Here is a 20,538-nt window from a genome sequence, read left to right on the forward strand (position 1 = left end):
GTTTACATATCGCGGCCGTTGCTGCGGATCACCTGTTGCAGCCAGTGGTAGCTCTTTTTCGGTACGCGTTGCATATCTTTCAGATCGTGATTTTCCCGGTTCACATACACCACGCCGTAGCGCTTACGCATATCGCCCTGCGAACTGAGAATGTCGATCAGCCCCCAACCGAGATAACCAATGACCTGAGCGCCGTCTTCAAAGATGGCGTCCTGCATCGCTTGCAGATGATCGCGGTGGTAGGCAATACGGTAGTCGTCATTAATCGGGTTTACGCCATCCCACTCTTCAATCACGCCGATACCGTTTTCAATGGGAAATACCGGCAGCCGCCAGTCGTTGTAATAGCGGGTGATAATGGCGCGGAAGCCCAGCGGATCGATTTGCCAGCCCCACTCCGTGGCCGCCAGATGCGGGTTGGCTTTATCGCCCTGCTGCAGGTAGTCGTTCACTGGCGTACCCGGCGCAATGGCGTCGCTGTCCAGCGTTTTGCTGGCGTAATAGCTAAAGGCCATAAAATCGTTTTTCACCCGCGCGATGTGCGCCAGGTCTTCGTCGCGATAGATATCGCGAAAACCTTCGCGATCCACCACCGCCAGCACGGCCGGGCTGTAACCCTGGCCGGCATAAACCCGTAACAAATTTTGGTTTATAAACTCGTCATATTGCGTGGCACAGAACACATCGCGGGGTTTGCAGGTCGCCGGATAGACTAACTGGTGCGCCAGCATACCGCCCATCAGCTTACCGGGCTGCGTGTCGTGCAGATAGTGGGTCAGCAGCACATGCGACATCATCACATGGTGTTGGATCTGGTACAGCTCGCGCAGAGTTTTCTCCCCCCTGAGATAGCCGCCAACCTGAAACGCGCCCGGCATGTGGTAAATATTCTGCTCATTAAAGGTCAGCCAGTACTTCACCCGGCTGCCGAAGCAGTCAATCATCTTTTTGCCATAACGAACAAAAGCATCCAGCACACGCCGGTCGACAAAACCGTTGTACTGCTGCGCCAGCTCCAGCGGCATATCAAAGTGATAGAGGCAAACCATCGGCTCAATGCCGCGCGCCAACAGATCGTCGATAAAGCGGTCATAAAAAGCGATGCCCTCTTCATTAAAAACGCCATCGCCCTGCGGGCAGACACGACTCCAGGAAATCTGAAAACGGTAGCAATTCATACCGAGATCCTGCATCAGATCGAAATCTTCGCGATAACGGTGGTAAGAATCGGTGGCGACTTTCCAGTCGGAGGCAAATTCACTGGCTTCGCGAATATCGTAGACCGACATCCCTTTTCCGCCCTCATTCCATGCGCCTTCAGTCTGCATGCTGGAGACGGAGTTTCCCCATAAAAAACCGGTCGGTAACGTTTTGCTCATCGTTTTTCTCCATGACTAGTCATTTTGCTTATATGACTAGTCATATAGGCGATGGCGAAAAAGCAGGCAAAAAAGAGAGTGCAGTTTTGTGACGGTTTTCGAAAGAATTTGCGTTATGGCGGCATGGTCGTATCGGGTGGCAGGATAAGCAGGCCCGGTGAGCGAAGTGCCACCGGGCAACTGTAGAAGGGATAACTTACTGTTGTTTCAATTGATTACGGCGGTATTCACCCTGACGCTCCAGCATCCAGCCGGGGTATTCGCGTGGCAGTGCGCTCACGGCATCCAGCTGTTGCAATTCGTCGTCGCTCAGGCGAACAGCGGTAGCGGCAATGTTGTCATCCAGTTGCGCGTCACGTTTCGCGCCAATGATCACACTGCTCACCACTGGCTGGTGCAGCAACCAGGCGAGTGCGATTTGCGCCACCGATACCCCTTTGCTGTCGGCGATGGCGCGCATCACATCCACACAATCGAAAACCCGGTCTTTATTCACCGGCGGGAAGTCAAACGTAAGGCGACGACTCCCCGCTTCGCCCTGGCCATCACGACTGTATTTGCCACTCAGCAAACCACCCGCCAGTGGGCTCCAGACCATCAGCCCCACGCCTTCGCTTTGCATCATTGGCACCAGTTCGCGCTCCAGATCGCGCCCGGCAATGGTGTAATAGGCCTGTAGCGAGGCAAAACGCGCCAGCCCCAGCCGCGCTGAAATGCCCAGCGCTTTGGTGATTTGCCATGCCGCCCAGTTCGACACACCGATGTAACGCACATACCCGTGCTGCACCAGATTGTCCAGCGCGGCGAGCGTTTCCTCCATCGGCGTGGCAGGGTCGAAACCGTGCAACTGATAGAGATCGATATGATCCAGTTGCATACGGCGCAGGCTCTCTTTCACGCTATGAATAATGTGATAACGGGAGCTGCCGCGCGAGTTCACCCCGGCTGTGCCCGTTTCACCGAACACTTTGGTAGCGACAATGACATTTTCACGCGGCACTTTCAGGTTCTTCAGCGCCTGCCCGGTGATCTCTTCCGAGCGCCCATTGGAGTACACGTTAGCGGTATCAATAAAGTTAATCCCGGCATCCAGCGCACGGCCCAACAGCCTGTCGACTTCCGCTTGCTGCAACTGGCCGATTTGGCCCCACATGCCCTCTTCACCGCCAAAGGTCATGGTGCCGAGGCATAATTCAGAAACAAACAGTCCGGTATTGCCCAGTTTTTTGTAGCGCATGTTGGCGTCTCCTCATCTGTTAGTTGACGCAGACAGTTATACGCAATCCCCGGTGGCGGCGAATGTGAGGATCCTGCCTGTTTCTTGCCCAATTCTCTGATTATCCGCGAGGTGCGTCGCCAAACACTGGATAATCAGGGAGTTGCACGTTTTGATAAGGTTCCCAGCCGCCGCCTAATGCTTTGTAGAGCGCCACCAGATCAAGGCTGCTTTGCACCCGCGCCTGTTCGCGCTGTTGGCTGGCCTGCGCCAGTTGGCGCTGAGCGTCCAGCACATCAATAAAGCTGGCGAGCCCCTGCCGATAGCTGTCGCTGGCCAGTGAGAACGCGTTTTGCAACGCGCTGATGGTTTTATCCAGCCCGGCCTCACGCTGCTGATCGGTGCGATAGCTAACCAGCGCGTTTTCCACATCGCCCAACGCTGTCAGCACCGTTTGACGATAATTCAGCACCGCCGCGCCCTGCTGCGCCCGGGCCAGTTTGACGCTGGAGACCAGACGACCGCCCTGGAAAATAGGGATCGATACCTGCGGGCCAAAACTGTAGAAGTGACTGCTCCAGTCGGTCAGCCAGTTGGTTTCGCTATTACGCAGGCCAAACTGGCCGCTCAGACTCAGGCTGGGGAATAGCTGCGCAACCGACACGCCAATCTGCGCCGTTGCAGCGTGCAGGCTGGCTTCCGCTTCCCGCACATCCGGGCGACGTCGCGCCAGCGTGGACGGAATACCGGTCGGCACACTGTCCGGCAACGCCGGTAAGGGCTGCGGGTTACGCAATTCGCTATCCAGCGCACCAGGCGGTTTACCAAGCAGGATCGCCAGCGCATTCATCGCCTGACGTTCCTGCGCCTGGTATTGCGGAAGCTGCGCTTCAAGGTTGCCCACCTGGGCGCGGGCGTTTTCCACATCCAGTTGCGGTGACAAGCCGCCTTTCTGCCGGTTATCGGTCAGCTCGAACGTTTGCTGCGCGCTGTCGATCTGGGTTTGCAGCGTGGCAATAATGCGTTGTGCGCCGCGCAGTTGCAGCCATGTGCGCGCCACTTCCGCCTCCAGCGAAACCAGCGCATCATTACGTTGTTCAATTGCTTGTTGCTGCTGCGCCTGCGCGCTTTCCACCTGGCGGCGCACTTTGCCCCACAGATCCAGTTCCCACTGCGCATCAAAACTGCCCTGATACAGATTCACCGGCTGCGTTAATGCACCCAACGCGCTGGCAATGGCCGGGTCCGCATCCTGCAATTGCCCTTCCACATCATGGGATTTCAGCTCCCCTTCAATGCCTAACTGCTGACGGGTGGCTTTCAGCGTACCGTTGACCGAGGGCAGAAACGCGCCGCCCGCCTGATTTGTTTGCTCCCGTGCGCCCGCAATACGCAGTACCGTCTGCTGGAGCGACAAATTCCCGGCGATAGCCCGTTCAATCAGGCTATTCAGTTGCGGCGAGCGGAACGTGGTCCACCAACGGGGATTGATCGCCTGCGTAGAGGATTGCGAGCCGACCGACGTATCCCCCGGATCGTGCCAACGTGCCGGGGTTTGTGGCCTCGCGGCCTGGTAATCCGGCCCTACAGCACAACCTGTAAGCCAGACAGAGAGAAAGAGTACGAAAAGACGTCCCGGCATAGTTAATGTGCTCCTGCGCTGCCTTCGCTTTTGATCGGCGACAGCAATAAACAAAAGGGGATCAGTAACAGCGCCACCACACTCAGCAGCGTGAAGACATCGATATAGGCCAGAAACCGCGCCTGGGCGATCATGGCTTTGTATATCTGCCCGCTGGCCGTGGAGAGGGGATCCCCCGCCAGGGCAGTGAAATTGTGAATAGCCTGCGCCGACGCACGCAATGCCTGCTGGAAGGGTTCGCTAAACGGCGAGGTATGCTCCGCTAAATGCGCGCTGTGCGCCTGCGCGCGTTCGGTAATCGCCGCCGTCGACAGCGAAATGCCTACCGAACCCGCGACATTGCGGAACATGGTGAACAGCGCGGCGGCATCGGCATTGAGCTGGCGCGGGATAGTAATAAACGCAATGGTGGTGAGCGGCACGAACAAAAATCCCAGACCAATAGACTGCGCGCTGCGAAACAGCATCAGCGTTTCGAAGTCGATATCCGGCGTTAAGGTGCGCGACCACCAGAACGAAGCCGCCAGGCAAAAGAAACCAAAAGCAATGATCCAGCGCGTTTGCACCACTGGCATCAGCTTCAGTACCAGCGGAATGGTCAACACAATCAACACCGCGCCAGGCGAAAGCACCAGCCCGGACCATGTCGCGGTATAGCCGAGATCCTGCTGAGCCAGTTGCGGGATCACCACCGAACTGCCATAGAGGATCATCGCCATACCCGCCATCAGCAGGCTGGAGATCGCGAAGTTTTTATCCGCCATCGTGCGCAAATCCACCACCGGTTTTTTGGCATACAGCAACCAGTAAATGGCCCCGACAATACCGACCACCGTCAGCACGGCAAAGATGCGGGTAAAGTCGGAATTGAACCAGTCTTCATCTTCACCGCGATCGAGCATCACTTGCAAACAGCCCAGCCCAAGGGCAATAAGCCCAATGCCCGGCCAGTCGATGGTCAGTTTCTGCTTCGATTTTCGTTCCCACGGCGGATCTTCCAGTAACTGATAAATCGCCAGCACGGTCACAATGCCGACCGGAATATTGATAAAAAACACCCAGCGCCAGGAGTAATTGTCAGTGATCCAGCCGCCCAACGTTGGCCCCATCACCGGAGCGACAATAATGGCGATAGACGAGAGGCCGAAAGCTTTACCGCGATCCTCCGGTTTAAAATAATCCAGCAAGACCGATTGCTGCGTCGGTTGCAGCCCACCGCCGAAAAAACCCTGCAGAATGCGAAACAGGATGATCTGCCACAATTCCGTGGCGATCCCGCACAGAAACGAGCAGAGGGTAAACATCACAATACAGATCAGAAAGAACTGCTTGCGACCAAACACGCGGCTCAGAAAAGCCGAAATCGGCAACACGATACCGTTCGCCACCAGATAACTGGTGAGCACCCAGGTTGATTCGTCATAGCTGGCAGAGAGCGACCCGGCAACATGCGGCAGCGCCACGTTGACGATGGTGGTGTCGAGGATCTCCATAAACACCGCAAGGGTGACCACCCACGCCACCGCCCACGGATTGCTGGCCGGTCGCCAGTTATCGTGGCTGTGATCGGTCATTCCAGCGTCACCTTCGGTTCGACGGAAAGGCCCAGCGGCAGCGGTTTATTCGCATCCAGCCCTTTATCAATGACGATTTTCACCGGTACGCGCTGCACGATTTTGACAAAATTACCGGTAGCATTTTCCGACGGGAACGCAGCGAATTTCGACCCACTGCCCTGTTGGATGCTGTCGATATGCCCTTCCAGTTCCATATCCGGCCAGGCATCCACTTTGACGCTCACTTTGTTGCCCGGACGCATACGCGCCAGTTGCGACTCTTTAAAATTTGCCACCACCCACACGTCTGGTGAAACCAGCGAAAACAGTGCGGTGCCTGCCTGCACCAGCGTACCGTTTTGCACATTGCGTTTGGTGATAAAGCCGTCGAACGGCGCGCGCACTTCCGTCCACGACAGATTAAGCGTGGCGGTTTCTAACTGCGCTTTGGCCTGTTCAACCTGCTGCTGGCGGGCTTCGACATTGGTTTCCTGCTGGCGGATCTGCAACTGCACCTGATCCGCCACTTCCAGTTGTGCCTGAGCGCTGGCGAGTTGCGCCTGAGCGCTGCGTAACTGGGCGTTGGCGCTATCGATGTTCTGTTGCGTGGTTGCCCGGGGATCGACGCCACGCTGGCGACGGTATGCCGCTTCGGCGTTCGCCAGGTCAGCTTTAGCTTTCAGCACCTGGGCGCGGGCTTCATCACGCTGCGCCGGGTACTGCACTTTTGACAGCGCCAGTTGCGCCTGTGATTGATGTAGCTGCGCCGTTGCCAGCCCCAGTTGTGCCTGCGCCTGATCGCGCTGGGCTTTTGCATCACGAGGATCGATGACCACCAGCAAGTCGCCCTTTTTCACCCGCTGGTTATCTTTCACTCGCAGTTCGGTAACATAACCCGCGACTTTCGGCGCAACGGTTACCGCATCGCCATCGGTAAAGGCGTCATCGGTCGTCTCTTCATTGCGGGTTAACAACCAACATACCAGCGCAACGATCACCATGACGCCAACCACGATGGCGAGAATGATCAAGGGCTTCTTTCCGGGGCGTTTACGTGCGTTGTTATCGTCTTTGTCATTGTCCTGAACGGCGTCAGGATGCGTTGTGTTTTCTGCCATAGTATCGCAACAGTCCTGTCAGGTAACGGCGCCAGGGGTGCGCCGTTACCTAAAGTTAGGCGGTTGCTATACATTTGCCAGGATAAACTGACAAATCAGCACTATCTGAATAAGAATAATCCATAGCCGACCAGTGCGGCCCACAGCAGCATAGGAAGGGAATAAAGATGGAAGCGCCACCAGATACGGCGGTCATTTGCCATCCGCAAAGCAATCAGATTGGCCAGCGATCCGGGCAGTAAACCGAAACCACCCACGTTCACCGCCCAGGCCAGTAAGGTGTCTGGCGGCACATAGTTGAGCAGCAAAATGGTGGCCGGTACGTTACTGATAAATTGCGACAGCCCAATCGCCGTCAGCCACAGGCCCGGGGGCGAAAGCTGACTGGCGCTGGTGAGCACACTGTGCAGCGCGGGGAGCTGGATCAACAAATGCACATCAATAAACATGGCGATAAACACCAGCAACAGCGTCCAGTCCACGCTCAGCACGACCCGGCGCGCCAGCAGCAAGAACCCTGCCGCTACCAGCACCAGCCCCCACAGCTCCTGCTTCAGCTCCAGTGCGGTAATAAAGATGAGATAAAAACCGAGGCAGCTCCATACCAGCGTTGGCTGCCAGTCCGCCGTTTTGCTGCCGCTATGGTAGTTCAGCGCTTTTGCGGAAAAACAGAACCAGCACAGCGCCAGCAGGGTCACCATCATCGCCAGCGCCAATGGCGTCATCTGCCAGATAAACGCCGGGAAAGAGAGTCCGGAACGGCCCCAGATAAGAATATTTTGCGGATTGCCAATCGGGGTTAACAACGATCCGGCGTTAACCGCCAGCGCTTCAAAAATGATCAGCCTGTTGACCGGGATCTCACACAGCTTTTTTAGCGTAATGGTCAGCGGTACGACGATAAACAGCGCGACGTCATTGGTCAGAAAGGTGGAAAGCAGCGCGGCCGCCAGCACCATAAACATGGCCAGTCGCCGTTCCGTATGAAAACGGCGCACCATTCGCCGCCCAATCACATCAAAATAACCGCTCAGCTCCACCCCTTTGGTCAGCAACATTAAGCCGCTAAGGGTGATAATCGTGTGCCAGTCGATGGCACCCGGCCAGGTTTTTGGCGCAAAGGGAACGGCAAAACAGAGCGCAATGCCGATAAGCAGTAAGAGGTGTAAAAAGCGGTCGTGCGCCAGAGCGCGGAAAAACGGCATGCTCATTCAGGAGATTGCTCATGTTGCAGCGTAAAGCGGCGGAAACAGTCGAGTGTTTCCTGGCTGACGTGGTGTTCCATGCCTTCGGCATCGCGGCGAGCGATTTCCGGGCTGACCCCGAGCACCAGTAAAAAGCTCTCAACGATTTGGTGGCGTTCACGGCTCTCCTGCGCCAGCTTTTCCCCTTCAGGTGTGAGGAACACGCCACGCCAGGGGATCTGCTCAATCAGACCCACCGTCGCCAGCCTTTTCAGCATCTTGGCAACGGTGGGCTGCGAGACGCCAAGACGCGCCGCCATATCCACCTGGCGGGCTTCGCCCACTTCGCGAATCAAATCAGAAATCAGTTCGACATAGTCGTCAATCAACTCACGACGATGCGCTTCGCGCACCTGACGAAAGCCTTCAACATGCTCTTCAACATTTACCAGCGTCACTTTTTTTATTGTTTGCTTACCTGCGCGACGGTTCATTGTGCTTCCTCTGACAGTGTGACGCCTGTGCAGCATCATATAAGAGAAGCGCCATTGTAAACCATCCGTGAACCAGCACAAAAAATTAACGTGATAGCCATAGCTATACAACATAGCCTGTGCTATATCTGTATGTAATGTACTCACCTTTCACGGATGGAAAGGGGGCAAACGTAAGGAGGAGAAGATGAATGAGTTCAAGAGGTGTATGCGCGTGTTTAGTCACTCTCCCTTTAAAGTGCGTTTAATGCTGCTGAATATGCTGTGCGATATGATTAACGGCAAACCGCAGCAAAACCACGATAACCCTTCACACTAATGCGGCGTCGCGGTACGCCGCTTCATTTTTCTGTCACAATTCCCCGTCATACTGGCTAATTCATCTAAAAATCCGCCTGTTTTTGTTGGATTTGCAATCATTCTCTCAAAACAACCGCTTAGCGGGTGTTGACCTTCTTAGTGCCTCGCTTTATCTTTGCGCTGCCCTGCACAAATTGCGGCTCGCAGATGCGGACCCCCTCCCCTCTTCACACGCACTGTCCGGCAGGTTTTGACCCTTACGCCAGGGTGAGCACATGGCGTTTTCGCGATAGTCATCAATGAGCCTAATTCTTAAAGAATCCGTTGCTTTCCGCAGCCATACGATTAACCCGTGGACGGGTTTCTACTTTCTCCAGTCAATGGTGATCAATTCTGCTCTTGGTTACGAATTTAGCGTACTGTACGCCATCGTCTTTACCTGCGCCTTGCTGGTGCTGTGGCGTCATGCACCCCGCGCGCAAAAAATATTTATCGTTATAACCTCGCTGGTTGCCGCCTGCTATTTCCCGTTTGGCCGGGCGTATGGCGCGCCAAACTTTAATACCCTGCTGGCGCTGCACTCGACCAATATGGAAGAGTCGACGGAAATTCTGACTATCTTTCCGTGGTATCACTACGCGATTGGCGTGTTTATTTTCGCGCTCGGTATCGTATCGTTGCGCCGCCGGGTGACCATACCGTCAACGCCGTGGCTGAAATGGGACACGATGGGCGTGATTTTTTGTGTTGGTTCCTACTTTATCGGCCCGGTGCAAAACCACTTTCATGGCTTCGAGTTTCGCTTATACGATACCGGCGTTCCGGTGCTGCGCTTTGTGCGCGATGTGGCGGTGAACAACTACGAAGTGGTGAAAGAGCAGGAGAACATGGCACAACTCTCGCGCATGAAAGACACCTGGAATGTGCTGGCGGTAAAACCGAAATACCATACCTATGTTGTCGTGATTGGCGAAAGCGTGCGCCGTGACGCCATGGGTTCTTTTGGCGGTCACTGGAACAACACCCCTTTCTCCAGTCAGGTAAATGGTAACTTGTTCACGGATTACATCTCCGCCAGCGGTTCAACGCAAAAATCCCTCGGTCTGACGTTAAACCGCGTGGTAAATGGTGAGCCACAGTATCAGGATAACTTTGTCACGCTGGCGAACCGCGCCGGTTTCCAGACCTGGTGGTTCTCGAATCAGGGCCAGATTGGCGAATATGACACCGCCATTGCCAGCATCGCGAAACGCGCCGATGAGGTGCAATTCCTGAAAAATGGTGATTTTGAAGCGAACAAAAACGCCCGCGATGAAGATCTGCTGAAAATGACCGCGCAGGTCTTTTCAACTGCCCGCAAACAACCGCAACTGATTGTGCTGCATTTGATGGGTTCGCATCCGCAAGCCTGCGACCGCACGGGCGGGAAATACAACGAGTTTGTGCAATCGAAAGAGACCTCCTGCTATCTCTACTCCATTACCCAGACCGATGATCTGCTCGGCAAGCTGTACTCACAGCTGGTGAATACCGGCGACAGCTTCTCTATGGTCTACTTCTCCGATCATGGACTGGCATTCAAAGAGCGCGGCAAAGAGGTGCAGTATCTGGCGCATGACGACCATTTCCAGCAAAACTTCCAGGTGCCATTTATGGTGCTGTCCAGCGATGATAAAACGCATCGGGTGATTAAGGCGCGTCGTTCAGCGAACGACTTTTTGAGTTTCTTCTCGCAGTGGACGGGGATCACCACCGAGCAGATTAAAAATTCTTACCGTTTTATTTCCGAGCAAAAAGCCAGCCCAGCTTACATTACCAACTTTAAGTTACAGAAAGTTGACTACAACCATCTGGGCACGGATATCTTCGAAACGCGCAGTCGCCGTTAAGCTTTTACGTTTACTGCAGACAAAAAAAATCCGCCCGATGGGCGGATTTTTTATATCGCCGAAGCGATTAGAAGCGGTAACCAACACCGGCAATCCAGGTGCCAACGTCAACGCTACGGATACGGCTCTGCTCGTAGGAGAAGTCCAGAGCAACGTTTTCCATCGGGTTGAACTGCAGACCAGCGCCGTAAGAGAAACCGTAATCGCTGGTGTCAGAGGTTTTAGCCACTGCTTCAGTCTGCTGGAATTTACCGTAGCCAACACCGACAACACCGTAGATGCTTGCCCAGTCGTTGATGCGGTAAGCCGGACCAGCAGTGATGCCGTAGTACTGAGCTTTGTTGTAGACGCTGTCTTCGGTACGATCTTTTTCAGTGTACGTAAAGGAACCGATCACACCCAGCGGGCTGTTGTCTTGCTCGTAACGGTATTTCAGGTTGAAACCGTTAGTTTTGTTCGCGATGCCCTGCGCGTCGCTCTGAGCATAACCACCGGTTACGGTAGATGTAGCTGCAACTGCAGAACCTGCGGATACCGCCAGAAGTGCGGCCAGTGCTGAAAGACATGCAATTTTTTTCATAACCACCTCAAATGTGCTTCAAGTAAATCCTACGTCCTACGTTTTTAATATATCAAAAATTGTTAAGAAACTCTTTGCGCGAAACGATGTCTAAAGCGTCATTTCATGTAACAGAACGTTTCCGCCCTTGACCAACTCTTTCAAAAAAAAGCCGTTTCCCCGCATAACGTACCATTATGATGACTTACAAACGGCACGCTCATCCAGATAATTCCTAAAATGACAGGTTAATTAACCACCAGATGCCCTCTATTCTACGGATATTCCGCCCACCTTTTTCAACAAACGCTCAACCGGCCGGGGGTAATTCAAGTAGACTGACTGTTTTACTTTCAGTTGACATAAATTGACGGGAGAAAGGATGCCAGGGCTGTCTCGTAACATGCCGGTATGGCTACCGGTTAGTGTGCTTCTTATTGCGATGATCTCCATTCAGGGCGGCGCATCGCTGGCGAAATCGCTGTTTCCTCTGGTGGGCGCGCCGGGTGTAACGGCGCTGCGACTGGCGCTGGGCACGTTCATCCTGGCGATCATTTTCAAACCCTGGCGACTGCGTTTCACGCCGGAACAGCGCCTGCCGCTGTTGTTTTATGGACTGTCGTTGGGCGGCATGAACTATATGTTCTATCTCTCGATTCAGACCGTACCGTTAGGCGTTGCCGTTGCGCTGGAGTTCACCGGCCCGCTGGCGGTGGCGTTATTCTCTTCCCGTCGCGCGGTGGACTTTATCTGGGTGGTGCTGGCGGTGCTCGGCTTGTGGTACCTATTGCCGCTGGGCGACAACGTCTCCCACGTAGATTTAACCGGCGCTGCATTGGCGCTGGGCGCGGGTGCCTGTTGGGCGGTGTACATTCTTTCCGGTCAGCGCGCAGGCGAAGAACATGGTCCGGCGACCGTGGCGCTGGGTTCATTGATTGCCGCGCTGATTTTTGTCCCCCTTGGCGCATTCCAGTCCGGTGAGTTGCTGTGGCACTGGTCGGTATTACCACTGGGTATCGCCGTGGCTATTTTATCGACAGCATTGCCCTACTCGCTTGAGATGATTGCCCTGACCCGTTTGCCGACCCGCACCTTCGGAACGCTCATGAGCATGGAACCGGCGCTGGCGGCAATATCAGGCATGATTTTCCTCGGTGAGACGCTCACCTTCCAGCAGGTACTGGCGCTGATGGCGATTGTCATTGCCTCGATGGGATCAACGCTCACGCTGCGACGGGAAGGTAAAATCAAAGAAGTGGATATCGGCTAAATAATTATTATTCAGCGTGGGATAATCCTCACGCTGAATAACGGCACGGTTAAACAGACATTATTTCTTACCTTTACGTACATTTCTCATTAATTAGAGTTTATGAGAAATCGCCACCTGACAATTAATCTTATTACACATAAAATTCAGTCAGTTAACATTAAATCCTCACAAATCCATCCGTTATATAGCTTTTGCTATTGAACCGATAGGCACAGCCAAATCAGAAAACCTTAATCTGGTGCTATACTTAGTTTCGTTAATTACCTGGGACACAAACATCAAGAGGATATGAGATTATGAGTACCGCTAAACTAGTAAAAACGAAAGCGTCTAATCTGCTTTATACCCGTAACGATGTATCGGATAGCGATAAAAAAGCGACGGTTGAGTTGCTGAATCGCCAGGTGATCCAGTTCATTGACCTGTCGCTGATCACGAAACAGGCCCACTGGAATATGCGCGGTGCTAACTTTATTGCCGTTCATGAAATGCTGGATGGCTTCCGTACTGCGCTGGTCGATCACCTTGACACCATGGCGGAACGCGCCGTACAGCTGGGCGGTGTAGCGCTCGGTACCACGCAGGTGATCAACAGCAAAACGGCGCTGAAAAGCTACCCGCTGGATATTCACAGCGTACAGGATCACCTGAAAGAGCTGGCTGACCGTTACGCCATTGTGGCGAATGATGTGCGTAAAGCCATCAGCGAAGCAAAAGACGAAGATACCGCAGATATCTTCACCGCGGCGTCACGCGATCTGGACAAATTCCTGTGGTTCATCGAATCCAACATTGAATAATCCATAAGCATTATCAATGACCCCCTCGCTTTCATACGAGGGGGCTTGCACTTTCATGGTGCATATTTTTCCCCTCCCTCCCGCCATAAGTTATTGCTACGTAATAATCACATCACAAAATTGTTAACAACAGATTGTTTTACGTGCGGATTGCGCGCTAAATAGAAGCAAAACAGGCCGCTTCGCTTAATTGCACCAAAGCAGTGACTCAAAATGGTGCATAACAGCAATGTTGCTACACTTATTGTGCAACCGTGTAAAGCTTCGCCTTTACAAAACAATAGGTTGTAAACCTGGCATGATTTTTTCATACTGCGTTCATTCTCGCAGGGGTTCGCTCCCCGGATACAAAAGGAAAAACTATGAAGTCTGTATTGAAATTTTCCCTTGCTGCACTCGCTCTCGCCTTTGCCGTTTCTTCTCAGGCAGCTGACAAAAAACTGGTTGTTGCAACCGACACCGCGTTCGTTCCCTTCGAGTTCAAACAGGGCGATAAATACGTTGGTTTCGACGTGGACCTGTGGGCTGCTATCGCTAAAGAGCTGAAACTGGATTATGAACTGAAGCCAATGGACTTCAGTGGCATTATCCCTGCGCTGCAAACCAAAAACATCGACCTGGCGCTGGCAGGCATCACCATTACCGAAGAGCGTAAAAAAGCGATCGAATTCTCCGACGGCTACTATAAAAGCGGCCTGCTGGTGATGGTCAAAGCCAACAACAACGACGTAAAAAGCGTGAAAGATCTTGATGGCAAAGTACTGGCTGTGAAGAGCGGCACCGGTTCTGTTGATTACGCGAAAGCCAACATCAAAACCAAAGATCTGCGCCAGTTCCCGAACATCGATAACGCCTATATGGAGCTGGGCACCGGTCGCGCTGATGCGGTACTGCACGATACGCCAAACATCCTGTACTTCATCAAAACAGCGGGCAATGGTCAGTTCAAAGCAGTAGGTGAGTCTCTGGAAGCGCAGCAGTACGGTATCGCGTTCCCGAAAGGCAGCGATGCGATGCGTGAAAAAGTGAACGGCGCGCTGAAAACCCTGCGTGACAACGGTACATACAACGAAATCTACAAAAAATGGTTCGGTACTGAACCTAAATAATTATTATAAAATTTAAAGCGTTACACCTCAGGGGCGGCTTTCGCCCCTGATACATTTGTTATAACCACGGTATACAGGAACACATCATGCAGTTTGACTGGAGCGCCATCTGGCCCGCCATTCCGCTTCTGATTGAAGGGGCGAAAATGACGTTGTGGATCTCGGTCCTCGGCTTAATTGGCGGGTTGATTATCGGCCTTGCGGCGGGTTTCGCACGCACCTTTGGCGGCTGGATCGCCAACCACATCGCACTGGTATTTATTGAAGTTATCCGCGGCACGCCGATTGTCGTGCAGGTCATGTTTATCTATTTTGCCCTGCCGATGGCGTTCAACGATTTGCGTATCGACCCGTTTAGCGCAGCGGTCGTGACCATCATGATCAACTCGGGTGCCTACATCGCGGAAATTACCCGCGGCGCTGTACTCTCGATCCATAAAGGCTTCCGTGAAGCGGGCCTGGCGCTGGGTTTATCACGCGGTGAAACCATTCGCCACGTGATCCTGCCGCTGGCGCTGCGCCGTATGCTGCCCCCGCTGGGTAACCAGTGGATCATCAGCATCAAAGATACGTCGCTGTTTATTGTTATCGGCGTCGCTGAACTAACCCGCCAGGGGCAAGAGATCATCGCCGGCAACTTCCGCGCACTGGAGATCTGGAGCGCCGTTGCGGTGGTTTATCTGATTATTACTCTGGTTCTGAGCTTTATTCTGCGTCGTCTTGAAAGAAGGATGAAAATCCTGTGATTGAATTTAAAAACGTTTCCAAGCACTTTGGCCAGACCCAGGTGCTGCACAACATTGATCTGAGCATTACCCAGGGTGAAGTAGTGGTCATTATCGGGCCTTCCGGCTCCGGTAAATCGACGCTGCTGCGCTGCATCAACAAGCTCGAAGAGATCACCAGCGGCGAACTGATTGTCGATGGCTTGAAAGTTAACGATCCGAAAGTGGATGAGCGCCTGATCCGCCAGGAAGCTGGCATGGTGTTCCAGCAGTTTTATCTGTTCCCGCACCTGACGGCGCTGGAAAACGTCATGTTCGGCCCGCTGCGCGTACGCGGCACGAAAAAACAGGACGCTGAAAAACTCGCTAAAGAGCTGCTGGCGAAAGTGGGTCTCGCAGAGCGCGCCCACCACTATCCGTCTGAGCTGTCCGGCGGCCAACAGCAGCGTGTGGCGATTGCCCGCGCGCTGGCGGTAAAACCGAAAATGATGCTGTTTGATGAGCCAACCTCTGCGCTCGACCCGGAACTGCGCCACGAAGTACTGAAAGTGATGCAGGATCTGGCGGAAGAAGGCATGACCATGGTGATCGTCACTCACGAAATCGGCTTTGCCGAGAAAGTGGCTTCCCGTCTGATTTTCATTGATAAAGGCCGCATTGCCGAAGATGGCAACCCGCAGCAACTTATTGAAAATCCGCCGAGTCCGCGCCTGCAGGAGTTCCTGCAGCACGTCTCCTGATAGCACCAGCCCCTCTTCATGAGGGGCTTTTTTTTACCCCTCTCTCCTGGATTTATCCCAATTCCTCTGCGCGGCATTACGGCATCTATACTTATCATTTTGCGGGATTTTCTCACCGGAGGAGCCTATGCCGTGGATGTTATTACTGATTGGCCTGCTGTGCGCACCGCTTCACGCGGCGACAATTCCCGGTATGACAACGGCGACAACCAGCACGCCATCAACCGCCCAGACGACTGAACCGAATATCGAGCAGAAAAAAGCGGCCTATGCTGCGCTGGCAGATGTGCTGGAAAATGACGACTCGCGCAAAGAACTTATCGATCAGTTACGTAAAGTCGCCACAACGCCGCCGCAGGAGCCTGTGCCGGTCATCACCCCTCCTGAGGTGAAAGAGCAGAAAACCGTGCTGGAGAATGTCACCGACATTAGCCACTATTATGGTGATGCGCTGGCGTCGCGCTTTGCACAGCTCTACCGCAATATCACCGGCTCCCCGCATAAGTCTTTCAACCCGCAGACCTTTACCCATGCAGCGACCTATTTCCTGCTGCTGGCGGCACTGGTGTTCGCGTTCTGGTTACTGGTACGCACCTGTGTCTCGCCGCTGTATCGCAAAATGGGCGCATGGGGACGCAAGAAGAACCGCGAGCGCAGCAACTGGCTGCAACTACCCGCGATGATCATCGGCGCGTTTATTATAGATTTGCTGTTGCTGGCGCTGACGCTGTTTATCGGGCAGTTGCTCAGCGCCAGTCTCAATGCCGGCAACCGCACCATTGCTTTTCAGCAGAGCCTGTTCCTGAATGCCTTTGCCTTGATTGAGTTTTTTAAAGCCATATTACGGCTGGTGTTCTGCCCGCGTATTCCGGAGCTGCGCCCGTTTCGCATTGCCGATGAGACCGCCCGCTACTGGCATCTGCGCCTGAGCGCGCTAAGCAGCCTGATTGGTTACGGTTTACTGGTGGCAGTGCCGATTATTTCAAACCAGGTGAACGTGCAATTTGGCGCGCTGGCGAACGTGGTGATTATGCTGTGTATCACCGTCTGGGCGCTGTATCTGATTTTCCACAATAAAAAGACGATCCAGCACAATCTCACCGCGCTGGCCGATCACTCGCTGGCCTTTTTCAGCCTGTTTATTCGCGCGTTTGCGCTGATCTGGCACTGGCTGGCCAGCGCCTACTTTATTGTGCTGTTTTTCTTCTCGCTGTTCGATCCCGGCAATAGCCTGAAATTTATGATGGGCGCAACCGTTAACAGTCTCGCGATCCTCAGTATTGCCGCGTTTATCTCGGGCGTATTATCGCGCTGGCTGAATAAAACCATCACCCTCTCGCCGCAGGTGCACCGCAACTATCCGGAACTGCAAAAGCGGCTTAATGGTTGGTTATCCGCCACGTTGAAAACCGCGCGTTTTCTGGTGGTCTGCGCCACGATCATGCTGCTGCTCAATGCGTGGGGGCTGTTTGATGTCTGGCAATGGCTGACCTACGGCGCGGGGGAGAAAACGGTCGATATTCTGATCCGCATTGCGCTGATCCTCTTCTTCTCCGCGGTAGGCTGGACGCTGCTGGCAAGCCTGATAGAAAACCGTCTGGCTTCGGACATTCATGGTCGCCCGCTACCCAGCGCGCGTACCCGCACCCTGCTGACCCTGTTTCGCAACGCGCTGGCGGTGGTGATCAGCACCATTACGGTGATGATTGTACTGTCGGAAATTGGCGTTAACATCGCGCCGCTACTGGCGGGTGCCGGGGCGCTGGGGCTGGCTATCTCATTTGGTTCGCAAACGCTGGTGAAAGATATTATTACCGGGATTTTTATCCAGTTCGAAAATGGCATGAACACCGGCGATTTGGTCACCATTGGCCCGCTCACCGGCACCGTGGAACGGATGTCAATTCGCTCCGTTGGCGTACGCCAGGATACCGGCGCGTACCATATTATTCCGTGGTCATCGATCACCACCTTCGCGAACTTTGTGCGCGGCATTGGTTCCGTGGTGGCGAATTATGATGTTGACCGCCATGAAGACGCAGACAAAGCGAACCAGGCGCTGAAAGAGGCCGTTGCCGAGCTGATGGAGAAAGAGGATATTCGCGGGCTGATTATCGGCGAGCCATCCTTTGCCGGGCTGGTCGGACTGAGCAATACGGCCTTTACCCTGCGCGTGACCTTTACCACGCTGCCGCTGAAACAGTGGACAGTGCGTTTTGCCCTCGACACGATGGTGAAAAAACATTTCGATCTGGCGGATGTGCGCCCGCCGGTGCAGACCTATCAGGTACTGCCGGCGCCAGGCAGTACCCCACACCCGCAGCCAGCCGCACCCGCTGGCCCGCAACCGCCCGTCGAACCTACGCTTTAAAACGCGTCTGCGCCCAGCGTTGACGCTGGTTGTCATCGAGGAAGGTCCAGGCAATAAAGCGACTCTGCTTTTGCCCCTGGGCCATCTCTTTTTTCATCACTTTCACCGCACCAACCTGAGTCAGAGCGCGGTACAACTCAGGCAGGTTATCGCCACGCGACACCAGCGAGGTAAACCACAACACTTGGCGCGCGAACTGCGGGCTTTCGGCAATCATTGTGCGGATAAACGCCACTTCCCCGCCTTCGCACCAGAGCTCCTGCTGCTGGCCGCCGAAGTTGAGCGCGCCCTCAGCAGATTGCCCGAGGTTACGCCGTTTACGTTCGCTGCCTGCCTGCGCGCTTTGCGCAGAGTCGTGGAACGGCGGATTGCAGATAATGGCGTCGTACTGCTCATTTTTATGAATGATACCGCTAAGGATCGCCGTCGGATCTTTCTGGCGGCGCAAACGCACCGCACGGCTGAGCCCCGGATTGGCGCTAATAATCGCCTGTGCGCTGGCAAGGGCGGCGTCATTGGTTTCACTGCCGGTAAAACGCCAGCCGTATTCATGCGCGCCAATCAGTGGATAGATGCAGTTTGCGCCCGTGCCAATATCCAGCACGCTGGCCTGGGTCGGAATCTGCCCCTGATGGCTTTCGGCAAGTACATCCGCCAGATGATGCAGGTAGTCGGCGCGCCCGGGAACGGGCGGGCAAAGAAAACCGTCCGGAATATCCCACTCACGCACACCATAAAATTGCGCCAGCAGCGCCTTATTTAAGGCTTTCACCGCCTGTGGCCGGGCAAAATCAATTGTCGCCTCGCCGTTGGGGTTGGCGATGATAAAGTCGCGCAATGACGGGGTTACGGCGCACAGCGCATCGAGATCGTAGCGACTGTGGTGGCGGTTACGCGGGTGCAGACCCGGCTTCTGGGCATTCATGGCATTCTCCTGTTAACAGCGGCGTAAGATACCCGTTGACGTTGGCCGGGTAAATAAGTGAGGCTGAAGAAACTTTTTCCATCCCCCGGAAGCGCTATGTACTTTTATGAACCGGTGAAAGGCCACGGCCTGCCGCACGACCCGCTGAATGCAATTATTGGTCCCCGCCCGATTGGCTGGATTGCGTCTCTGGATGGCCAGGGCCGACGTAACCTTGCGCCATACAGTTTTTTTAACTGCTTCAATTATCGCCCGCCCATTATCGGCTTCGCCAGCAGCGGCTGGAAAGATAGCGTACGCAATATCAATGAAACCGGAGAGTTTGTCTGGAATCTGACCACCCGCGATTTGGCCGTGCGCATGAACGAAACATCCGCCTCGCTGCCGCATGGCGAAGATGAATTTGCCCGGGCAGGTCTGACGCCTGTAACAGGCCGCCTTGTCAGTGCTCCGCGCGTGGCGGAGAGCCCGGTTAACTTTGAATGTCGCCTGTCGCAATGTATTCAACTGACGGCTGCCAACGGCACGGCACTGGATACCTGGCTGGTGCTGGGGGAAGTTGTCGCGGTGCATATCGATGAATCACTGCTGGAAGACGGTATTTACCAGACGGCAAAAGCACAGCCAGTACTGCGCGCAGGTGGCCCATCGGCCTATTACGGCATCAGTGAAGCGTTGCGCTTTGACCTGATTCGCCCGGATAACCGGTAAGCCGCTTCTCCGGCCTGAGTGGCTATACTTACTCCTACGGAGGGCAACATTATGGCTTCAGGTTGGGCAAACGACGATGCAGTACAGCAACAGATCGACAGCACCATTGATGACGCGGTCGCCCGCGCCCGTCGCGACATACCGACAGGCGAAAGCCTGATGGAGTGCGAGGAGTGCGGTGAACCGATCCCGGAAGCGCGTCGCAACGCGATCCCTGGAGTACGTTTATGCGTAGCCTGCCAGCAGAAGAAAGATTTACATAACTCTACATTTTCAGGATATAATCGTCGCGGATCGAAAGATAGCCAGCTTCGTTGACCTTTCCTGACGGTTGTAACCAGCGCAAGCGCTTGCTTTTACATCCACAAATTTTCCCCTGCCACGTAGCAAAATGTGCCGCAAAATTGTTCGCCACGCACCTCAACCGCAAAACGCCGGTTTTTCATCAATAAATTTGTTTAAATTCAAAAGATTACTTCTTGTTCAATTTTTTAGAATAAGGCTGTCAATTCTCTTCGATTTTATCTCTTGCGAAAAACCGTGATAC

19 protein-coding genes are annotated in these 20,538 nt (G+C 54.2%); 10 read left to right on the forward strand and 9 right to left on the reverse strand.

Annotation, left to right across the window (positions count from 1 at the left end):
* Positions 1-2: 2 nt before the first annotated feature.
* The 7 genes from N7922_RS16745 to mntR form a co-directional block, all read right to left on the reverse strand.
* Positions 3-1,379, reverse strand: a complete 1,377-nt coding sequence (locus tag N7922_RS16745; RefSeq protein WP_263097407.1) for a glycoside hydrolase family 1 protein — start codon at positions 1,377-1,379, stop codon at positions 3-5.
* A 196-nt stretch (positions 1,380-1,575) separates the two neighbouring features.
* Entirely contained in the window at positions 1,576-2,616 is a 1,041-nt protein-coding gene (locus tag N7922_RS16750; protein WP_263097408.1) for an aldo/keto reductase, read from the reverse strand.
* Between the two features lie 100 nt (positions 2,617-2,716).
* On the reverse strand, positions 2,717-4,237 hold the full coding sequence (locus N7922_RS16755; RefSeq protein ID WP_263097409.1) for an efflux transporter outer membrane subunit: 1,521 nt from the start codon (positions 4,235-4,237) through the stop codon (positions 2,717-2,719).
* A gap of 2 nt (positions 4,238-4,239) precedes the next feature.
* A complete protein-coding gene (locus N7922_RS16760; protein WP_263097410.1) occupies positions 4,240-5,811 on the reverse strand; it encodes a DHA2 family efflux MFS transporter permease subunit in 1,572 nt (523 codons plus the stop codon).
* Complete coding sequence (locus N7922_RS16765; protein ID WP_263097411.1) at positions 5,808-6,911, reverse strand: HlyD family secretion protein; 1,104 nt, start codon at positions 6,909-6,911, stop codon at positions 5,808-5,810. Before N7922_RS16765 ends, N7922_RS16760 begins: the two co-directional genes overlap by 4 nt.
* A gap of 101 nt (positions 6,912-7,012) precedes the next feature.
* Positions 7,013-8,122, reverse strand: a complete 1,110-nt coding sequence (locus N7922_RS16770) for an anion transporter (protein ID WP_263097412.1) — start codon at positions 8,120-8,122, stop codon at positions 7,013-7,015.
* Positions 8,119-8,589: a manganese-binding transcriptional regulator MntR gene (gene mntR / locus N7922_RS16775; protein ID WP_088237136.1), complete on the reverse strand. Its 471-nt coding sequence runs from the start codon at positions 8,587-8,589 to the stop codon at positions 8,119-8,121. The genes N7922_RS16770 and mntR overlap by 4 nt, the downstream gene beginning before the upstream one ends.
* Positions 8,590-8,776: 187 nt before the next feature.
* Here mntR and mntS point away from each other — a divergent pair, with 187 nt between their 5' ends.
* Entirely contained in the window at positions 8,777-8,908 is a 132-nt protein-coding gene (mntS, locus tag N7922_RS16780) for a manganase accumulation protein MntS (RefSeq protein WP_263097413.1), read from the forward strand.
* 280 nt (positions 8,909-9,188) lie between these two features.
* The gene (locus tag N7922_RS16785; protein ID WP_263097414.1) at positions 9,189-10,778 is read left to right on the forward strand and encodes a phosphoethanolamine transferase; all 1,590 of its coding nucleotides are present in this window, start codon (positions 9,189-9,191) and stop codon (positions 10,776-10,778) included.
* 67 nt (positions 10,779-10,845) lie between these two features.
* On the opposite strand, the gene ompX is transcribed toward N7922_RS16785, so the two are convergent.
* Entirely contained in the window at positions 10,846-11,358 is a 513-nt protein-coding gene (gene ompX / locus N7922_RS16790; RefSeq protein WP_263097415.1) for an outer membrane protein OmpX, read from the reverse strand.
* A gap of 361 nt (positions 11,359-11,719) precedes the next feature.
* Between ompX and rhtA the strand changes: the two genes are divergently transcribed.
* The 6 genes from rhtA (at position 11,720) to ybiO (ending at position 18,355) form a co-directional block, all read left to right on the forward strand.
* Positions 11,720-12,607, forward strand: a complete 888-nt coding sequence (gene rhtA, locus N7922_RS16795; protein WP_263097416.1) for a threonine/homoserine exporter RhtA — start codon at positions 11,720-11,722, stop codon at positions 12,605-12,607.
* A 299-nt stretch (positions 12,608-12,906) separates the two neighbouring features.
* The gene (dps, locus tag N7922_RS16800) at positions 12,907-13,410 is read left to right on the forward strand and encodes a DNA starvation/stationary phase protection protein Dps (RefSeq protein WP_061494566.1); all 504 of its coding nucleotides are present in this window, start codon (positions 12,907-12,909) and stop codon (positions 13,408-13,410) included.
* Between the two features lie 362 nt (positions 13,411-13,772).
* Positions 13,773-14,519: a glutamine ABC transporter substrate-binding protein GlnH gene (gene glnH, locus N7922_RS16805; protein ID WP_263097417.1), complete on the forward strand. Its 747-nt coding sequence runs from the start codon at positions 13,773-13,775 to the stop codon at positions 14,517-14,519.
* Between the two features lie 86 nt (positions 14,520-14,605).
* Positions 14,606-15,265, forward strand: coding sequence for a glutamine ABC transporter permease GlnP (gene glnP / locus N7922_RS16810; protein ID WP_061494564.1), 660 nt, complete (start codon positions 14,606-14,608; stop codon positions 15,263-15,265).
* Positions 15,262-15,984: a glutamine ABC transporter ATP-binding protein GlnQ gene (gene glnQ / locus N7922_RS16815; protein WP_263097418.1), complete on the forward strand. Its 723-nt coding sequence runs from the start codon at positions 15,262-15,264 to the stop codon at positions 15,982-15,984. Before glnP ends, glnQ begins: the two co-directional genes overlap by 4 nt.
* A gap of 127 nt (positions 15,985-16,111) precedes the next feature.
* Positions 16,112-18,355, forward strand: coding sequence for a mechanosensitive channel protein (ybiO, locus tag N7922_RS16820; protein WP_263097419.1), 2,244 nt, complete (start codon positions 16,112-16,114; stop codon positions 18,353-18,355).
* On the opposite strand, the gene rlmF is transcribed toward ybiO, so the two are convergent.
* Entirely contained in the window at positions 18,345-19,280 is a 936-nt protein-coding gene (rlmF, locus tag N7922_RS16825; RefSeq protein ID WP_263097420.1) for a 23S rRNA (adenine(1618)-N(6))-methyltransferase RlmF, read from the reverse strand. The two genes, ybiO and rlmF, sit on opposite strands and share 11 nt — an antisense overlap.
* Before the next feature lie 96 nt (positions 19,281-19,376).
* On the opposite strand from rlmF, the gene N7922_RS16830 reads away from it, so the two are divergent.
* Together N7922_RS16830 and N7922_RS16835 are read left to right on the forward strand one after the other, a co-directional pair.
* Positions 19,377-19,991 carry a flavin reductase family protein gene (locus N7922_RS16830; protein ID WP_263097421.1) on the forward strand — a complete coding sequence of 205 codons (615 nt, stop codon included), beginning with the start codon at positions 19,377-19,379 and terminating at the stop codon, positions 19,989-19,991.
* A gap of 51 nt (positions 19,992-20,042) precedes the next feature.
* Positions 20,043-20,309 (forward strand): DksA/TraR family C4-type zinc finger protein, encoded by a 267-nt coding sequence (locus N7922_RS16835; RefSeq protein WP_263097422.1) that lies wholly within the window; start codon positions 20,043-20,045, stop codon positions 20,307-20,309.
* The last annotated feature ends 229 nt before the right edge of the window (positions 20,310-20,538 follow it).

The organism is Kosakonia sp. ML.JS2a (genome assembly GCF_025642095.1).
Classification (GTDB): domain Bacteria; phylum Pseudomonadota; class Gammaproteobacteria; order Enterobacterales; family Enterobacteriaceae.

Bases quoted from the DNA above. Each gene is read 5' to 3' on its own strand.
- N7922_RS16785 (WP_263097414.1), top strand. From the start codon at position 9,189: ATGAGCCTAATTCTTAAAGAATCCGTTGCTTTCCGCAGCCATACGATT.
- N7922_RS16835 (WP_263097422.1), top strand. From the start codon at position 20,043: ATGGCTTCAGGTTGGGCAAACGACGATGCAGTACAGCAACAGATCGAC.
- mntR (WP_088237136.1), bottom strand. From the start codon at position 8,589: ATGAACCGTCGCGCAGGTAAGCAAACAATAAAAAAAGTGACGCTGGTA.
- N7922_RS16750 (WP_263097408.1), bottom strand. From the start codon at position 2,616: ATGCGCTACAAAAAACTGGGCAATACCGGACTGTTTGTTTCTGAATTA.
- ompX (WP_263097415.1), bottom strand. From the start codon at position 11,358: ATGAAAAAAATTGCATGTCTTTCAGCACTGGCCGCACTTCTGGCGGTA.
- ybiO (WP_263097419.1), top strand. From the start codon at position 16,112: ATGCCGTGGATGTTATTACTGATTGGCCTGCTGTGCGCACCGCTTCAC.
- N7922_RS16830 (WP_263097421.1), top strand. From the start codon at position 19,377: ATGTACTTTTATGAACCGGTGAAAGGCCACGGCCTGCCGCACGACCCG.
- N7922_RS16745 (WP_263097407.1), bottom strand. From the start codon at position 1,379: ATGAGCAAAACGTTACCGACCGGTTTTTTATGGGGAAACTCCGTCTCC.
- glnP (WP_061494564.1), top strand. From the start codon at position 14,606: ATGCAGTTTGACTGGAGCGCCATCTGGCCCGCCATTCCGCTTCTGATT.
- glnH (WP_263097417.1), top strand. From the start codon at position 13,773: ATGAAGTCTGTATTGAAATTTTCCCTTGCTGCACTCGCTCTCGCCTTT.
- dps (WP_061494566.1), top strand. From the start codon at position 12,907: ATGAGTACCGCTAAACTAGTAAAAACGAAAGCGTCTAATCTGCTTTAT.
- rhtA (WP_263097416.1), top strand. From the start codon at position 11,720: ATGCCAGGGCTGTCTCGTAACATGCCGGTATGGCTACCGGTTAGTGTG.
- N7922_RS16755 (WP_263097409.1), bottom strand. From the start codon at position 4,237: ATGCCGGGACGTCTTTTCGTACTCTTTCTCTCTGTCTGGCTTACAGGT.
- N7922_RS16765 (WP_263097411.1), bottom strand. From the start codon at position 6,911: ATGGCAGAAAACACAACGCATCCTGACGCCGTTCAGGACAATGACAAA.
- rlmF (WP_263097420.1), bottom strand. From the start codon at position 19,280: ATGAATGCCCAGAAGCCGGGTCTGCACCCGCGTAACCGCCACCACAGT.
- N7922_RS16760 (WP_263097410.1), bottom strand. From the start codon at position 5,811: ATGACCGATCACAGCCACGATAACTGGCGACCGGCCAGCAATCCGTGG.
- N7922_RS16770 (WP_263097412.1), bottom strand. From the start codon at position 8,122: ATGAGCATGCCGTTTTTCCGCGCTCTGGCGCACGACCGCTTTTTACAC.
- mntS (WP_263097413.1), top strand. From the start codon at position 8,777: ATGAATGAGTTCAAGAGGTGTATGCGCGTGTTTAGTCACTCTCCCTTT.